Below are 15,693 nucleotides of genomic sequence, written 5' to 3' on the forward strand. Positions count from 1 at the left end.
CTCGCTTATGGAGTTCTGTTCCGCCGCGTCCTGCCGCCTGCCCTCTGCCATGGTCGAAGCGTTCGTCGAGTGGGGACTGCCGGTCGAAGCGGCGCACGTGACCGCGGCGCTGGTCAAGGCGTTCCTGCTGCTGAACGTCGTGGCGGTCGGGACGCTCGTCTTCATCTGGATGGAGCGGAAGGTCTCCGCCCGCATTCAGGATCGGCTCGGTCCAACCCGCGTCGGCGGCAGTTTCGGCTGGCTGCAGAGCGTCGCCGACGGCATCAAGCTGCTGACCAAGGAAGACGTCACGCCGGCGACGGCCGATCCGCTGCTGTACAAGCTGGCGCCCTACGTCTCGTTTTCTGCCGCGTTCGCCGCGTATATCGCGCTGCCGTTCTCGGCGGGTTGGTCCGCCGTGCCGATGAACTGCGCGGCGTTCTACATTCTCGCCGTACTGGGCCTCGAAGTCTTCGGCGTGATCCTGGGGGGCTATGCCTCGGGGTCGAAGTGGTCGCTGTTCGGGGCGATGCGCGAATCGGCCCAGGTCGTCAGTTACGAGGCTCCCCTCGCTCTCTGCGTCGTGGTTCCGACCTATCTCTGCGGTTCGATGGACCTCCACGTCATCGGCGAAATGCAGGCCGGCTGGTTCACCAACTGGCTGATCTTTCACGATCCGTTCACGTTCCTGACCTTCTGGGTCTTCTTTACCTGCGCCGTCGCCAGCGTGAACCGGGCGCCCTTCGATCTGGCCGAGGCGGAAAGCGAACTGGTCGCCGGGTTCCATACGGAATACTCCGGCCTGCGGTGGAGCCTGTTCTACATGGCGGAGTACGGGTCGATGACGCTCGTCAGCGGGCTCGCGGCCATCCTGTTCTTCGGCGGCTGGAACGGACCGATCCCGGTCTTCCACCTGCTCGGGTGGGCGAACGGCTCGGCGGGGGAGGGGCTGCACTTCGTCGCGCTGCTTATGGGAGCCGTCAATTTTCTGTTGAAGTGCTCCCTGGGCGTGACCGCGATGATGTGGATCCGCTGGTCGCTTCCGCGGTTGCGGATCGATCAGGTGCTGACGACCTGCCTGAAGTACTGCATTCCGATCGCCGCCGTCTGCTTCGTCGGCGCGACGCTGTGGGATCTGTTCGGCGTGCCGTTCGTGAACGATCTGGCGCCTCATCCCTACGGAGAGCGGGCGAACGTGCGGGAACGCTGGACCGCAGCCGGGGCCGTCGCGGTCGGCGATGGCGATTCGCTGCGATCGAGCGGGTTGTCGGTCGCGACCGCTGCCGATACGATGGCCGCCAGTTCGCCCGAAAGCGCCCCGGAATAAGAGCTTACGTTGGACTGGTCGTTCCTCGTTTTCCTCTTCTTCGCATCGCTGACCTGCGGGTTCGCTCTGGCGGCCCTACTGGCTCAGAACGTCGTGCGAATGGCGTTCTTCCTGATCCTGTCGCTCGGCGCCAGCTCGGGGCTGTTTTTTCTCGCCGGCGCCGAGTTCGTCGGCGCGATGCAACTGATGATCTACGTCGGCGGGACTCTGGTCCTGCTGATCTTCGGCGTGATGCTCACGGCCAGCGACGCGGCGATCACGATGCGATCCAGCGTCAGCGACTGGTTCTTCGCCTGCATCCCGAGCGGGGCGATCTTCATCCTGCTCGCATCGTCCGCGCTGGCGGTTCCGCGGTGGAACGAGCGTCAGCCGGAACCTTCGCCCGAGTTCGTCGCCGCGGCGAACGATCAGACCGCGCGGCTCGGCCTGGCGTTTCTCGGGCTTCGACTCGAACCGGGCGAAGAGGGCGCCGCGGCAGGCGCGCGGGCAGGATATCTCTTCCCGTTCGAGATGGTCTCCGTCCATCTGCTCGTGGCGCTGGTGGGAGCCGCGCATCTCGCGCGGGCGAAGCGCCGGGAGATCACGCCCCTGCCGGAGTCGATCGCGGCGCAGCCGGCGATGCCCGGCTGGTATCGGGTCGCGTTCGACATTCTGCTGGCGCTCGCCGCGCTGAAGACGGTGCTCTATCTGTTCGCGCCGCAGGCACTGTTCGACCTGACGGTCGCCTACGGCGCGCCTCCTCCCATCGCGAATGAGTTGACCGCGCTGAATCGGGCGTTGGAGCATTGGCGGCTCCCCAGCGCCGCGGCGATTGCCGTCGTGGGACTCGGCTTCGCGCTGCTCCGCTTTCGCAAGGTCTCCGGCCTGTTCGTCGAGACGCTCGGCTTCGTGATCGCCATCGCGCAGTTCTGGTACTGGGGCGCGACGACGACGGCGCAGATCGCCGCCGTCTCGTGGTTGGTCCTGACGATGCTGCTGGCGTTCGCTTACTTCACCGTCGCCGATCGACGCGATCAGGCCACGGGGGTCGCGCTATGACGAGCGACGGCGCCATGACCTGGATCCTTTCCTTCGACGCACTATCGAGCGGCGGCGTCCTGGCGGCGGCGACGACCGGGCACTACCTGGTCGTCGGGGCGGCGCTCTTCGCGATCGGCCTCGCCTGCGTGATCGTGAAGCGGAACCTGCTCGGCGTACTGATGGGTCTGGAACTGCTGCTCAACGCGTCGATCGTCAACTTCGTCGCGCTCGGCAGCCCGTTCGTTCAGCCGGGAGGCCTGGGCCTCGACGGGTCGCTCTGCGCCGCGTTCACGATCGTGCTCGCGGCCGCGGAGGCGGCGGTGGTTCTCGCGATCGTGCTTCACTTTTACAACGCCCACGCTTCGATCGACGTCGATCGAGCGGACGACCTTAAGGGATAGCGCGCGAGCGCGGCCGCGGAGACTCGTCGTTTGGAATCCTGGATCCCCTGGTGCCTATCGCTGGCGGCGCTCGCGCCGCTGATCGCGTTCTTCGCGATCCTGGCGACCGGGCATGCGCTTTCGGCAGGGGGCAGGCCGGCGTTCTGGATTTCCATCGGGGCCATCCTGTTGAGCCTGGCTCTTTCCTCGGCTGCCGCCTGCGTCTGGTGGTCGACGGACGAGAGTTCGCTCGCGGCGGTTCCGCATTTCCAAGAGCCCGTCGCGGAAGACCTGCAGGAAGAGGCGCCGGCCGGTCGCGTTCCGGCGGTCGATGCGCTCGCGGAGGAGGAGCCTTCGCCCGCTCCGCGTACGCTGTCCGGATCGCTGCTGTTCTTCGCGCAGTTCGGCGAGCTCCGTTTCGAGCTGACGTATCTTATCGACGGACTGACGATCCTGTTCTTTCCGTTGATCGCCGGCGTCGCGACGTGCGTCATGCTCTATGCCGGCTCGTACATGCAGGACGAACTTCGTCAGGTGATCGACGAGCACGCGACCGGCGAGGACGACGGTCCCGTGAAGCGGCCGGGCAGGTACGCGCGCTTCTTTCAGTTCCTCTGCCTGTTCTGCTTCAGCATGCTGGGACTCGTGCTGGCGGGCGATCTGCTAGGCGTCTTCATCTTCTGGGAACTCGTCGGCGCCGCGTCCTATTTCCTGATCGGCTTCTACGTCGAACGGGAGGCGGCGAATGCCGCGGCGAACAAGGCCTTTCTCGTCAACCGTATCGGCGACTTCGGCATGCTGACCGGCATCGCCATGTTCGTCGGCGCGTTCGGAACGCTGAGCCTCGCCGATCGAACGCCGATCGCGGCTGGAGGAACCGCGGAAGCGGGCCTGATCTCGCTCGTCGCGGAGCGAACGAACGGCGGATCCGGAACCTCGACGGTCGTCGCCCCTTCGTCCGAAAGAGCCGAAGCCGGATCGACGATCGTTTCCGCAGGCGAGGCGCCGATCTGGCCCTTCGTGAACTGGCACACGTATTTGACCGTCGCAGGGCTGCTCCTGTTCTGCGGATGCGTCGGCAAGAGCGCGCAGGTTCCGCTGCATGTCTGGTTGCCCGACGCGATGGAGGGGCCGACGCCCGTCTCCGCGCTGGTGCATTCGGCGACGATGGTTGCGGCGGGCGTGTACCTGCTTGGACGGATCTACCCGCTGCTGCTGCCCGACACGCTAGTCGTGATCGCGATCGTGGGAATCGTGACCGCGCTCGCGGGCGCCGCGATGGCGACGGTCGCGACCGATCTAAAGAAGGCGCTCGCCTTCTCGACGATGAGCCAGCTCGGGCTGATGACGTTGTCGATGGGCGTCGGCGGCTGGTTCGCCGGACTGTTCCATTTGGCGACGCACGCCTTCTTCAAGTGTCTGTTGTTTCTCAGCGCGGGCGCCGTGCAGCATGGCGCGGGAACGCTCGACCTCGAACGGATGGGCGGCCTCGGACGCAAAATGCCGCTGACGGCCGGCTTGACGCTGACCGGCGCGATCGCGCTGAGCGGACTGGGACTGCCGCTGATCGTGCTGCCCGGGCTCGGCTTCGCGGGTTTTCATTCGAAGGACGCCATCCTGGAGCAGGCGTTCGTCTTCGCGCAGGAGCGTTCGTGGGGGTGGATCCTGTTCGGCCTCGCCGCCTGCGTCAGCGCGCTCACGGCCTATTACATCGCCCGGCTGTGGCTGCTGATCTTTCTCGATCGGCGAGTCCCGCATCACGACGCCGACGTCCATGATCACGACCACGATCATGCGGTCCATGCCCACGATCCAGGCGCGGCGATGCTGCCCCCGATGGCGATCCTGGCGTTCCTCGCCGTCGTCGCGGGATGGACCGGCTGGCAGAGCGTCGTGGGGAGCGCGCTCGCCGCCGTGATCGCCTCGATCGTTTCGCTCAGGCTGTCCGAAGCTTCCGCGTGGAAGCGTCCGGCGCTGTTCGCGGCGTTCGCCTTCGGAGGTTGGACGCTGCTCTCCGCGACGCAGACGCTTTGGTTCCCCGGGGTCTCGATGCAAAGCATGCTGCATAGCGCGATGCCGCCTGATCTGGCCGCGGTAGCGACGCATGGAGAAGGAGCGATCCTGGCGCGAGCTGTCGCCGGCGTCGTCGCGCTGCTGGCCGCGCTCGCGGGCGCCGCGCTCGCGTGGCTGCGATTCGGACGACAGAGGCATATCGCCGTGCTCGATTCGGCGCTCGCACGCCCTGCGCGGCTCGTGCTGTCGAGGCGGCTCTATGTGGACGATTTCTATCGAACCGCGATCGTCGGCCCGTATTTCTCGCTGACGCGCGGCGCGGCCTGGCTCGACCGGTGGATCTTCGATCGGGCAGTCAACGGAATCGCAGCGGGCGTTCGAGCGACCGCGCGATTCGGAACGACGTGGGTCGACGAGCGCTTCGTCGACGGCGGCTTCGACGGATTCGGACAAGCGACCCTTCGCGCGGGGAGCCGATTGCGGCAGGTGCAAACGGGGAGCCTGCGACAATACGTCTTCTTTCTCGCCGCAGCGGCGGTCGCGCTGTTCGTGATCGTTTTCTTTTTTCTGGACGCGGAAGCCGCCTTGGACGCATTGCGGCAGTCGAGAGAATCTCGCTGAACGGCTCACTCCACGGAGGGCTTACACCCTCCGCTCGCCCTTCTTTCCTTCGCGACGAACTGCAGAGACTGACCCGTCCGCATGGAACCTTCCGCTTTCATTCTTCTGCTGACGCTCTGGCTGCCGGCGCTCGCCGCGATCGTGCTGGCGTGCGCCCCGACGTCGGCGGAACGCTTCGCCCGGGGCTGGATCTTCGCGGCGTCGCTCGCGGTCTTCGTGCTGGTCGTCGTGGGCTATCTGCTGCCCGGTTCGCCCGCCCGGTTCGACGTCTCCACGCCGACGCTGCAGCATGTGCTGGACGTGCCCTGGCTCGATTCGTTCGACATTCGCTTCGCGATCGGGCTGGACGGGATCAGCTTTCCGCTCGTCGTGCTTTCGGCGCTGATCGCCGTGCTCGCCGCCGCGGCGAGTCGCTCGATCACCAAGGGAGTCAAGGCCTACGGCATCCTGTTCCTGTTGCTGCAGACGGGCATCCTGGGGGTATTCCTCGCGCAGGACTTCTTTCTCTTCTACGTCTTCTGGGAGGCCATGCTCCTCCCGATGTACTTCCTGATCGGCATCTGGGGAGGCCCGCGGAAGGAGTACGCCGCGATCAAGTTCTTCCTCTACACGCTCGTCGGCGGCGTGCTGATGCTCGTCGCTCTGCTGGTCCTCTATTTCCAGAGCGATCTGCGAGCCCTCGCGGATGCGGCGGTCGTGTCGACCTCCGCAGCGGAGAAGCTCGCCGAGCTTGCTGACGACCCCGAACTCGGTCTCGAACTCGGCGTCGCGGTCGTCGAAGATCCGGACGGGACGAAAGCGCTGCTGATCCGCCGCGAGTGGGAACCCCTGCGAGCGCTGTCCATCGTGCGACGAGTCGCGGAGGAAGGCGCAGATCCCAAGAGCGTCTTCGACGAAGTCGACGGCGAGATCGAGGTCTCCCTGCCGCGCGATCCGACCGCTGCCGATCTCGTCCAGGCAATCGAGACGAATTCGCTGCTCGCGCAGGCGCTCGATGCGGTCCTGCTGCTACCGAATCCGAATCGCCCTGACGATGCATCTGGGTCTGCGCCTGCCGAAGCGACGGCTTGGCTCCGCAGCTTGCCCGAAGGCGCCGCACGGACCGTCACGACGTTCGAAGATCGCCAGACGCTTCGTCCGATCCATACGTTCTCGCTGCCCCTGCTGGCGGACCTCGCGCTCGAGACGGAGTGCTTCTCCCCGACGGTGCAGCGGTGGTGTTTCCTCGCGCTGTTTCTCGGCTTCCTGATCAAGCTCCCGGGCGTGCCGTTTCACACGTGGCTGCCCGACGCCCACGTGGAGGCGCCGACGCCGATCTCGATGATTCTCGCCGGCGTGCTGCTCAAGATGGGCGGCTACGGCTTGATCCGCGTGGCGTTCCCCCTCTGTCCGTTCGGGGCGCATGAATACGCGTGGCTCGTGGCGACGCTCGGAATCGTGAGCATGTTCTACGGCGCCCTGGCCGCGATGGCGCAGACGGACTTCAAGCGCCTCGTCGCGTACAGTTCGGTCAGTCACATGGGCTACGTGCTGCTCGGTCTCGGCGCCTGGTCGGCGAGCGTGGAGAACGGCTTCGACCCGTCCTACTGGAACATGGGAGCGCAGGGCGCCATGTTCCAGATGCTCGCCCACGGGGTCAGTTCCGCCGGGATGTTCTTCGTCGTCGGCGTGCTGTACGACCGGGTGAAACATCGCGATCTGAACGAGTTCGGCGGCGTCTACGGACGGATGCCGGCGTTCGCGGCGCTGGCCTTCGGCATCTTCTTCGCCGGGCTCGGGCTGCCCGGGCTGTGCGGATTCTGGGGCGAGGTCTTCGTCGTCTTCTCCGCCTGGAAGTATCAGGCCGCGCTGGCCGTCGCGGGAGCGTTCACGACCGTGCTGACGGCCGCCTACGTGCTTACCTGCCTGCAGAAGGTCTTCCTGGGCGCTGAGTATCGCGGGCCCTACTCGGAGAAGCTCGTTCCGCTCACGCTGCGGGAAGGGCTGATCGCGGGAACGCTGTTCACGCTCGGCATCGCGATGGGCGTGGCTCCTTACCACCTCGGGTTCCGCTGGTTCGACGCGACCTTCGACCGGCAGTACGCTCGCCTTTCCGCATGGACCGAACGGCTGCTTCCCGTCTACCTGGAACGCGAAGCGAACGAGCTCGAATCGCAACGAGCCGCGGGCGACGCTCAGGCGGAAAGCGAAGGCGAAGCGGAAGCGATCTTGTTGGACGAAGCGCCGGCGCGCGACGGCGCACTGGACGCTCCCGCTGAAGATCCGCCGCGAAATGCCGATCCCCCGGCAGCGGACCCGTAGACCGCCACTTCACGTCGTCGCGTACCGGCATCCGATTTCGCCTGCCTCCGATTTTCCGAAACGATTCGTCCGGTGGAAACGTTCTTCGATTCTCTGCGAGCGCTGATCGTCGACACGAAAGGCGACGTTGCAGGAATCGGTTTTACGTGGGAGTCGAGCGTCGGACGTCTCGCGCCGGAGCTTGCGCTCTGTGCCGGGATCGTGCTGATCCTGCTCGCGCGGTGCCTGCGCCTGACGCAGAGGGTCGAGAGCTTCTGGATCGCGATCGTCTCCGCCGGCGCCGCGTTCTGGCTCTGCGCTCCCTGGCAGGCGCTTCCGAACGGCGGCTACGTCAGCGGCGAAGCGTTCACGGGCATGCTCGACCTGGACGGATTCGCGCTGGTCATGCGCGGACTGCTGCTGCTCTATCTGGTCTTTCAGATCGGCTTCACGCGACTCTCCGGCATCCCCGATCGGGAGGACGGGCCGGACGTCTATACGCTTTATCTCGGCGCGTCGGTCGGGATGTGCCTGATGACGTCGGCCAACCACCTGCTCGCCATCTTCCTGGCGGTCGAGATGGCTTCCGTGCCGTCGTACCTGCTGGTGGGATCGCTGAAGGGGCGACCCCGCAGCAGCGAAGCGGCGGTGAAGTACGCCGTCTTCGGCGCCGTCTCCTCGGGAGCCATGCTGTACGGGCTCAGCCTGCTTGGGGGACTCGCGGGCACGGCACACCTCCCCAGCGTCGCCCGCGCGCTGGCGGATCAGACGCTGGCCGGTCTCGGCTTCGAAGAAGCGGCGACGCTGGCCATCGCGGGATTGATGATCCTGGGGGGACTGGGGTTCAAGGTCTCGCTCGTGCCGTTTCACTTCTGGTGCCCGGACGCGTTCGAGGGAGCGCCCGCCGAAGTGGGCGCCTTTCTCAGCGTCGCGTCGAAGGCCGCCGCCGTGGCGCTGGTCTTTCGTGTCCTGATCGGCCTGGGCACCGTGACGGAGCTGCCGGTCGAACCAGGCCCGGGAAGCGCGGTCGCGGCGTCGACCGTCGCGGCGGAGGAGATTCGCGCGTCGCGGCCCGCCGACGACGGACCCGCCGGCGAAGGGCCGACCGTCGCGCTGGAAGATCCCGACACGCTGCACGATGCACGCCTTGCGGCGCTGCGACCATTCCGCGTCAGCGCGGGGATCGTACTGGCGGCGCTGGCGGCGATCACCTGCACGTTCGGGAACCTGGCGGCCTTCGCGCAGACGAACCTCAAGCGCCTGATGGCGTACTCCACGATCGCGCATGCCGGCTACCTGCTGATGCCGGCGTGCGTCGCCGCCGAGATGGCGGATCAATCGCACGAGGCGGCGGTGCAGGCGGTGGCGTCCGTGACGATCTATCTCGGATCGTATTTCCTGACCAACCTGGGAGCGTTCGCGGTCATCGCCTTCGTTCGTAACGATTTGAAGAGCGAATCGCTCGACGACTGGGCCGGGCTGGTCCGGCGCCGACCCGCGCTCACCAGCATGCTGGCCATACTCTTCTTCAGCCTGATCGGCCTGCCGCCGTTCGTCGGTTTCCTCGGGAAGTTCGCGATCTTCGCCTCGCTGGCGGAAGGTTATCGCGCGTCGGGCGAACTCGGCGATCCGAAGCCTTACTTCCTGTGGCTGCTCGTGATCGGCTGCCTGAACACGGCGCTCAGCCTGTTCTATTACATTCGCGTCGTGAAGCGGACCGTGTTCGACGAGCCGTCCGAGCGCACGGAGCAGACGCCGTTGCGGAAGTGGTTCAACCCCGAGACCGCCTTCGTCGCCGTGCCGGTCGCGGCCAGCGTTCTGCTGTTCGTCAACGCGACGCCGCTGATCGAGTTCGCCGAAGCGGCCGCCGAGAGCCTGTTGCGTTCGGTCGCCGTATGATGCCTCTAGCCTTCGCCGTCGTTTCTTTCGAGTCTTCATGAGCGCCGTCGAACGCACGCTGGCCCGAATTCACGCGCGACTGCGGTTCTCCGCGCCGGCCTATCTCGGTTCGGCCGCGCCGGCGGAGATTCACGGCCAGGAGGCGTACCGCGATTATCTCACGCGCTTGCGGCAGGCGTACGCCGAGGCGGAGCGAGGCATCGCCGAGGCGCTTCTCGATCGCCGCGCGCCGACCGATACCGGCACCTTTCCGATGCGGTTCGCCGCCTGGAACGACCTGTCGCCGAAGTACCTCGCCGGGCGCCTTCGCCAGGAACTGATCGCCGATCGCGACGCGCTCGCGGCGCTTCGCCGGGCGCTTCCGGAGTTTTCTCCGGAGATCCGCATCCTCGACGAGTTCGCCGTGCAACTGGAGGACGCGCTTCGCGAAGCGGACGCTCTGCTCGCTCCGGCGAAGAAGACCTAGTCGGCAGCCGCTATCCCTCCCGACGAAACGAAACCGACCCCGAGAATGCGGACCTTCGACACCCACGCGCATCTCAACGACGAAGACTTCGCGAGCATCCTCGACGACGTCGTCGCCGAAGCCGTGGCCGCGGGCGTGAGGCGGACGCTCGTGATCGGCATCGATCGCGCTTCGAGCGAACGCGCCCTCGAGATCGCTTCGCGGCACGAATCGCTGTACGCCGCCGTCGGCATTCAGCCCAACGTCTGCGGTCCGGCGACGGAGGAGGACTGGGCGGCGATCACGGCGATGCTCGACCGTCCGAAGGTCGTCGCGCTGGGCGAGACGGGGCTCGACGGTTACTGGCAGACCGTTCCGATGGAGGCGCAGCGGGTCTGGTTCGATCGCCATCTGCGGCTGTCGCAGGAGCGCGACGTACCGTTCATCGTACACCTCCGCGATTCGGCGGAACCGATTCGGGAAATGCTGGAAGAGGCAGCGCGGCGCGGTCCGCTGCGCGGCGTGATGCATTCCTTCACCGGCGACGAAGCGTACGCGGCGCGGTGCGTGGAACTGGGTCTGTACATCAGCTTCGCCGGCATGGCGACGTTCAAAAAATCGGACGATCTCCGTCGCGTCGCGGCGACCGTTCCGGAGGATCGTCTGCTGATCGAAACGGACGCGCCTTACCTTTCGCCTGAGCCTTATCGCGGCAAGAAACCGAACCGGCCCGCCTGGGTCGTCCATACGCTCGCCAAGCTGGCGGAAGTCCGCGGCGTAAGGCCCGAATCGCTGGCGGAGGCGACGTACCGCAACGCCTGCCGACTCTTCGGCCTCGACGCCGACGCCGAGTGATCGGGCGCACAATCCGCTTCCGCGGCGGCTCGTTTCGTTCGACGAAAACTGGTCGCGGAGCCTGCCGGGTCTTGGAACCGGGCCGCGGATACTCAATAGTGGCGAATACTTCGAGCGGCTCTTCCGTGCGGAAGAGCGTTCGCACCGCGAACCTTTCCCCGCGGCTGACCGACCTGGAACTCAGCCTTTTTTCTGCGGATGGAGACCGAGATGACTCGTTCGTTCCCGACCCTTCGTCGATGGCTCGCGCTGGCGACGTGCGGCGCCGCCCTCGCATTCGCGATCCCCTTTGCGGCAGCCGACGATCCTGCGCCTCCTGCGAAGGAAGCAGCGAAGCCCGACTCCGAAGACTCGCCCGCCGAAGACGCTCCGGAGCCGGAGAAGTCGAAGGGCGAAAAGATGTTCGAGGAGGCGATCGCGACGATCCAGGCCCGTCACGCGTCGCCGGAGGAACTCGCCGCCGCCATCCGCAAGGCTCGCGGCGTCTTTCAGCAGATCGCCGACCTTTCGGAAGCAGACGCCGACGCCGAACTGCGAAAGAAGGCGTCGTCCCTCTTCGATCGCATGACCCTGGCGCTGCTAACGTACGGAACGGACGAGGAGAAGAAGGAACTCGTTCCCGCGATGGTCGAGCAGATCGTCAGCGCCGAGGAACTCGGGCCGGCGCAGTATTCGATGATGGGCAACCTCCTGGAAGCCTCCGCGGAAATCGATCCGAAGCTGGCCGAAGATACGATGGCCACGTTCAAGACCGCCATCGAATCGAAGGGGGGCGAGAACGGAGCGAAGGTACTCGCCCAACTGGAAGCGGTGATGCGCCGCGCGACGCTTCTCGGAGAAGAGCTCCAGCTGACGGGCACCACCTTCAAGGGCGACAAGTTCGACATCGATAACCTGAAGGGCAAGGTCGTCCTCGTCGACTTCTGGGCGACGTGGTGCCCCCCCTGTCGGGCCGAGCATCCGAACATGCTCACGAACTATCGCAAGTACAAGGACAAGGGCTTCGAGATCGTCGGCGTGAGCCTGGATCAGGATCGCGAAGCGCTGACCGAGTTCCTGGAAGAGTCGGAAGGCGACTGGATCATCCTGCATGACGAAAAGGGCGATAATCCGGCGACGGAGTACTACGCCATTCAGGGCATCCCGACGATGTTCCTGGTCGACGAAAACGGCGTCGTCATCTCCACCGCCGCGCGCGGCGAAGAACTAACGCGACTGCTCGAAGAGCGCTGGGGCAAGGTCGAACTTCCGGCAGAGGAATCGAAGGAAGAATCGGACGACGAAACCAAGGAAGAGTCGGAAGAGAAGTAGCGCCGACGCTCTGCCTCGCTGCTCTCTGTTTTCGCCGACGCTCCCGCCGCGACCTAACCGCTGCCTGAGTTGCCCGACGTCCCTTCCGAGCGAACAATGCTTCGCCGGAAGGGCGTTACGCAGCAGGAGGCGATGGGCGGTATGGAGATCGAACTGTCGGGAGTCCGTCTCACGGCGCTTCCCGAGGGAGCGCTGTACGCGGCGGGCGAAGCGACGCTGTTTCTGGCCGATCTGCATCTCGGCAAAACCGACGCCTTCCGTGCGGGAGGCGTTCCGCTGCCTGACGGAGCGGGGGCGAGCGATCTGGCCCGGCTCGACAGTCTGCTGGATCGCCTGAATGTTCGCCGGATGTTCGTGCTCGGCGATCTGATCCACTGCTCGACCGGGATGACCGACGGCGCCGTCGCCAGCTTCGCCGTGTGGCGCGCCCGGCGACCGGGTCTTTCGCTGCTGCTGGTCCGCGGCAATCACGACCGCCGCGTCGCCTCCCTGCCGGACGAATGGGGCGTGCAGCCCGTGGAGGAGCCGTTCGCCTGGAACGGCATCGACCTGCGGCATCACCCGACGGGGGAAACGTCCGTGCCGCAGCTTGCGGGGCATGTCCATCCGACGGCAAGGCTGTTCGGCCTGGGGGGCCAGTCGGTGAAGCTCCCCTGCTTCTGGCTGCGCGGCCAGCGGCTGATCCTGCCGGCTTTCACCGAATTCTCGGCTGGCGGCCGGATCGAACCCGCCGAAGGCGATCGCGTCATGGTGATCGCGGACGGCGAAGTGATCGACGCACCGTTTCAGCGCGGCGACGCCTTGCCCGACGCGGCGGCTTGAGGAGAGGTTCCTTCGTCAGAGCGAGGGGCGGGAGGCAGTCGAATTCGTTCGTGTGCCACGGCTGGCTTGTCCAGCCGTGCCGAATGGAGGACGTCGCAGGCACGGCTGGACAAGCCAGCCGTGGCACACCGTCGTAGATCCTCCTCGCCGTGCAATCCCGGGGATCTTGTCCTACGCTCGATCGGTCGGCGGGGGCGTCGAGGGAGGGGCGCCGGTCCGGACGTCGCGGAACCGCGGAAGCCAAGCGGCGGGGATCGCGAGCAGCACGATCCCCATGCAGAACATCGCGAACCAGTCGCCCGTCGCGGCGTAGAGGCTCTCCCGTCCGTCGAGCGGCACGGAGTCGATCAGCGCCTCGCGGTCGCGGCGGGGACCTTTCGTCCTCACGACGCCGTTCCCGTCGATCGTGCCAGAGAAGCCGGTATTCGCCGCGACCAGCATCGGGCGACGGTGCTCGACCGCGCGGAAGATGTTGGCGTAAAAGTGCAGGTCGAGCAGGCTGGATCCCCAGAACCAGCCGTCGTTGGTCAGGTTCACCAGGAAGTCCGGATCCTCGCCGCGCTCGGCCGCCTCCTGCCGGGAAGTCAGCACGTACTGCGGCACGATGCTCTCGAAGCAGATCAACGGCATCAGGCGCTTGCCGTCGATGGTGAAGATCTCCGCCCGGTCGCCGACGTCGAGACCCCGTCCGTTCGGCGACAGCGTGTAAACCCACGGCACGATCGTGCCGCCCGGGATGTATTCGCCGAACATGACGAGGTGGCGTTTCGAGTACCGCCCCAGCGCTTCGTCTTCGCCGATCCAGACCGCAGAGTTGTAGCCGCGATAAGTCGGCAGGCCGTCGAAGGCGTCTTCCGCCTTCGGATAGATGACGGTGTGCGTCCCCATCACAAGATCAGGCCAGGGCTTCGGCGGCGGCTCCGAATCTTCCGGGTCGAAACCGTGGGCGAGATAGACGAGGAAGTCCCGCTGTCGCTGGATCCGTCGGATATCGGAGTCGAGATCCCCCTCCTCGAACAAAAACTCCGGATAGGGGAACGCGCTCTCTGGATAGAGGATCACGTCGGCGTCGGGAGCCAACGCCCGCGCTTCGACGGCGAGCGATCGATATTCTTCGAAGATCTCGTCCGGCGTGGCGCGATCCTCGTTGAAGTGCGTGTCGATCTTCCCTTGCAGGAGGACGACTTTCAGCGGATCGTCGTTCGCCTGCGGCGGCGTCTGGTTCATCCGCCACGAACCGTAGGTCAGAGCGGCGACCATCGCCGCCGCGGCGAGCGCGGTCGGCGCGTACGATCGCTTCCGTTCGCCGCCGAGCGGAAGCAGCCCCGCGACGGCGCAGTTGACGATCACGACCAGCAGCGAAACGGTGTATCCGCCGAACAGATCCGCCGTCTGAATGAGCAGCGGGAACGGGGCGAGGGCGTGACCCAGCGTGCCGAGCGGCATCCCGGTGAACATCCAGGCGCGAAGCCACTCCAGCCCGATCCACACGACCGGACAGGCGAGCGCGAACGACCAGCGCCGCCGATGGACGAGAAAGCGGCTGATCCAGACGAACGCGACCGGATAGACGCCCAGGTAGAGCCCCAGCGCCAGCAGTCCGAACCAGCCCGCCCAGTGAGGCAGGCGGACGAAGTGCAGCATCATCGCCCAGTGCACCGCGCCGCAGGCGTAGAGGACCAGATAGGGTCGTTTCCCCGGCAGACGGTCGAGGCGAACCAGCGCGATCCAGCCCGCCAGCGCGAACCAGACCAGCCACGACCAGCCCGCCGGCGGAAACGCGAGGAAGAGCGCGACCGCGGTGAAGAGCCCGCCGCCCCAGAGAGCGTAGCGCCGTCGCTGCGAATGCGGCTGCTCGGTCGTTTCCGCGTGCATGCCTTCCATGGCTCGATTCCGGCGTGCGGCGCTTAGCGGGACGATCCGAAGAAATTGAAGCCGCGGCGCGGCTTCGCGATCGGTCCGGGCTTCGTCGTCAGGTAGACCTCGGTGAACTCTCCGATGACGCCGTGGCGGTGATCGTGATACCGCACGACCTCGACGTCCAAGCCCGACCAGGTCGAGAGCAGCTCGGCCAGATCGTACCCGTAGTGGAACGTCACGAGCGACCCTTCGTCGCTGACCGGGTTGCCGTGGTACTCCGGTTCGGCGAAGTGCTCGACGGAGCCGTCAGGCTTGTAGAGGGCGCGTCGCTCGCCGACGGTCCGTTCCTTGTAGGTCGGGACGGTGAAGAGATAGGCGCCTCCCGGCTTGAGCGTGCGCGCGATCTCCTGCATGACCTTGTCGGGATGGTTCACGTGCTCCATCACGTCGAGGCTGACGACCAGATCGAAGCTCGCGTCGGGGAAGGTTTGAGCCTCCAGATTCTCGTTCTGGAAGCCGCGAACAATGTTGCCGAGATCTTCGCCGGGAAAGAACTGCGTAGCGAGGTAACCCGGGCATTCGCGGGCCATCCTGGCGGAGATGCCGCGGTTGACCGGCGACGACTCATGAATGGCGAACTTCCGCCAATTCGGCAAGCGTCGCTCCAGCACGAGCGCCAGGCCGCGTTCCCGCGGAATCGATCCGCATCCGGAGCAGAGCAGGTAATCGCGATACCAGTCGCGGGTCGCCGTAAACTCGGCCTCCGCGTCGCAGATCGGGCAGAAGCCCTTGCGACGGTAGACGATCTCGGGCTGTTCGGCAGGGGACGACATCGAGGATCCGAAAGAGAAAGCCGCAGGACGAAGCCGAGACAGACCAGT

General features: G+C 66.1%; 12 protein-coding genes. 10 read left to right on the forward strand and 2 right to left on the reverse strand.

The annotated features are described in order from the left end of the window. The first annotated feature begins 49 nt into the window (after nucleotides 1–49). The 10 genes from SH602x_RS16155 to pdeM all read left to right on the forward strand — a co-directional run bounded on the left by SH602x_RS16155 (nucleotide 50) and on the right by pdeM (nucleotide 12,952). Nucleotides 50–1,306 (forward strand): complex I subunit 1/NuoH family protein, encoded by a 1,257-nt coding sequence (locus tag SH602x_RS16155; protein WP_479473287.1) that lies wholly within the window; start codon nucleotides 50–52, stop codon nucleotides 1,304–1,306. 9 nt (nucleotides 1,307–1,315) lie between these two features. Beyond that, the gene (locus SH602x_RS16160) at nucleotides 1,316–2,344 is read left to right on the forward strand and encodes an NADH-quinone oxidoreductase subunit J family protein (protein ID WP_479473288.1); all 1,029 of its coding nucleotides are present in this window, start codon (nucleotides 1,316–1,318) and stop codon (nucleotides 2,342–2,344) included. A 14-nt stretch (nucleotides 2,345–2,358) separates the two neighbouring features. Continuing rightward, entirely contained in the window at nucleotides 2,359–2,727 is a 369-nt protein-coding gene (gene nuoK / locus SH602x_RS16165) for an NADH-quinone oxidoreductase subunit NuoK (protein ID WP_479473289.1), read from the forward strand. Nucleotides 2,728–2,757: 30 nt separating this feature from the next. After that, nucleotides 2,758–5,340, forward strand: coding sequence for an NADH-quinone oxidoreductase subunit 5 family protein (locus SH602x_RS16170; RefSeq protein WP_479473290.1), 2,583 nt, complete (start codon nucleotides 2,758–2,760; stop codon nucleotides 5,338–5,340). An 81-nt stretch (nucleotides 5,341–5,421) separates the two neighbouring features. After that, a complete protein-coding gene (locus SH602x_RS16175) occupies nucleotides 5,422–7,641 on the forward strand; it encodes a complex I subunit 4 family protein (RefSeq protein ID WP_479473291.1) in 2,220 nt (739 codons plus the stop codon). Between the two features lie 72 nt (nucleotides 7,642–7,713). Next, nucleotides 7,714–9,519 (forward strand): NADH-quinone oxidoreductase subunit N, encoded by a 1,806-nt coding sequence (locus tag SH602x_RS16180; RefSeq protein ID WP_479473292.1) that lies wholly within the window; start codon nucleotides 7,714–7,716, stop codon nucleotides 9,517–9,519. A gap of 37 nt (nucleotides 9,520–9,556) precedes the next feature. Then, nucleotides 9,557–9,985 carry a hypothetical protein gene (locus tag SH602x_RS16185; RefSeq protein ID WP_479473293.1) on the forward strand — a complete coding sequence of 143 codons (429 nt, stop codon included), beginning with the start codon at nucleotides 9,557–9,559 and terminating at the stop codon, nucleotides 9,983–9,985. Nucleotides 9,986–10,030: 45 nt separating this feature from the next. Beyond that, a complete protein-coding gene (locus tag SH602x_RS16190) occupies nucleotides 10,031–10,819 on the forward strand; it encodes a TatD family hydrolase (protein ID WP_479473294.1) in 789 nt (262 codons plus the stop codon). Nucleotides 10,820–11,029: 210 nt separating this feature from the next. Further along, the gene (locus SH602x_RS16195; protein ID WP_479473295.1) at nucleotides 11,030–12,130 is read left to right on the forward strand and encodes a TlpA family protein disulfide reductase; all 1,101 of its coding nucleotides are present in this window, start codon (nucleotides 11,030–11,032) and stop codon (nucleotides 12,128–12,130) included. Nucleotides 12,131–12,226: 96 nt separating this feature from the next. After that, entirely contained in the window at nucleotides 12,227–12,952 is a 726-nt protein-coding gene (pdeM, locus tag SH602x_RS16200) for a ligase-associated DNA damage response endonuclease PdeM (RefSeq protein WP_479473296.1), read from the forward strand. Between the two features lie 171 nt (nucleotides 12,953–13,123). Here pdeM and lnt read toward each other — a convergent pair whose 3' ends face one another. Together lnt and SH602x_RS16210 are read right to left on the reverse strand one after the other, a co-directional pair. Beyond that, complete coding sequence (gene lnt, locus SH602x_RS16205) at nucleotides 13,124–14,836, reverse strand: apolipoprotein N-acyltransferase (RefSeq protein WP_479473297.1); 1,713 nt, start codon at nucleotides 14,834–14,836, stop codon at nucleotides 13,124–13,126. 23 nt (nucleotides 14,837–14,859) lie between these two features. Further along, nucleotides 14,860–15,645: a methyltransferase domain-containing protein gene (locus SH602x_RS16210; RefSeq protein WP_479473298.1), complete on the reverse strand. Its 786-nt coding sequence runs from the start codon at nucleotides 15,643–15,645 to the stop codon at nucleotides 14,860–14,862. Between the last annotated feature and the right edge of the window lie 48 nt (nucleotides 15,646–15,693).

Source organism: Lignipirellula cremea, assembly GCF_056501455.1.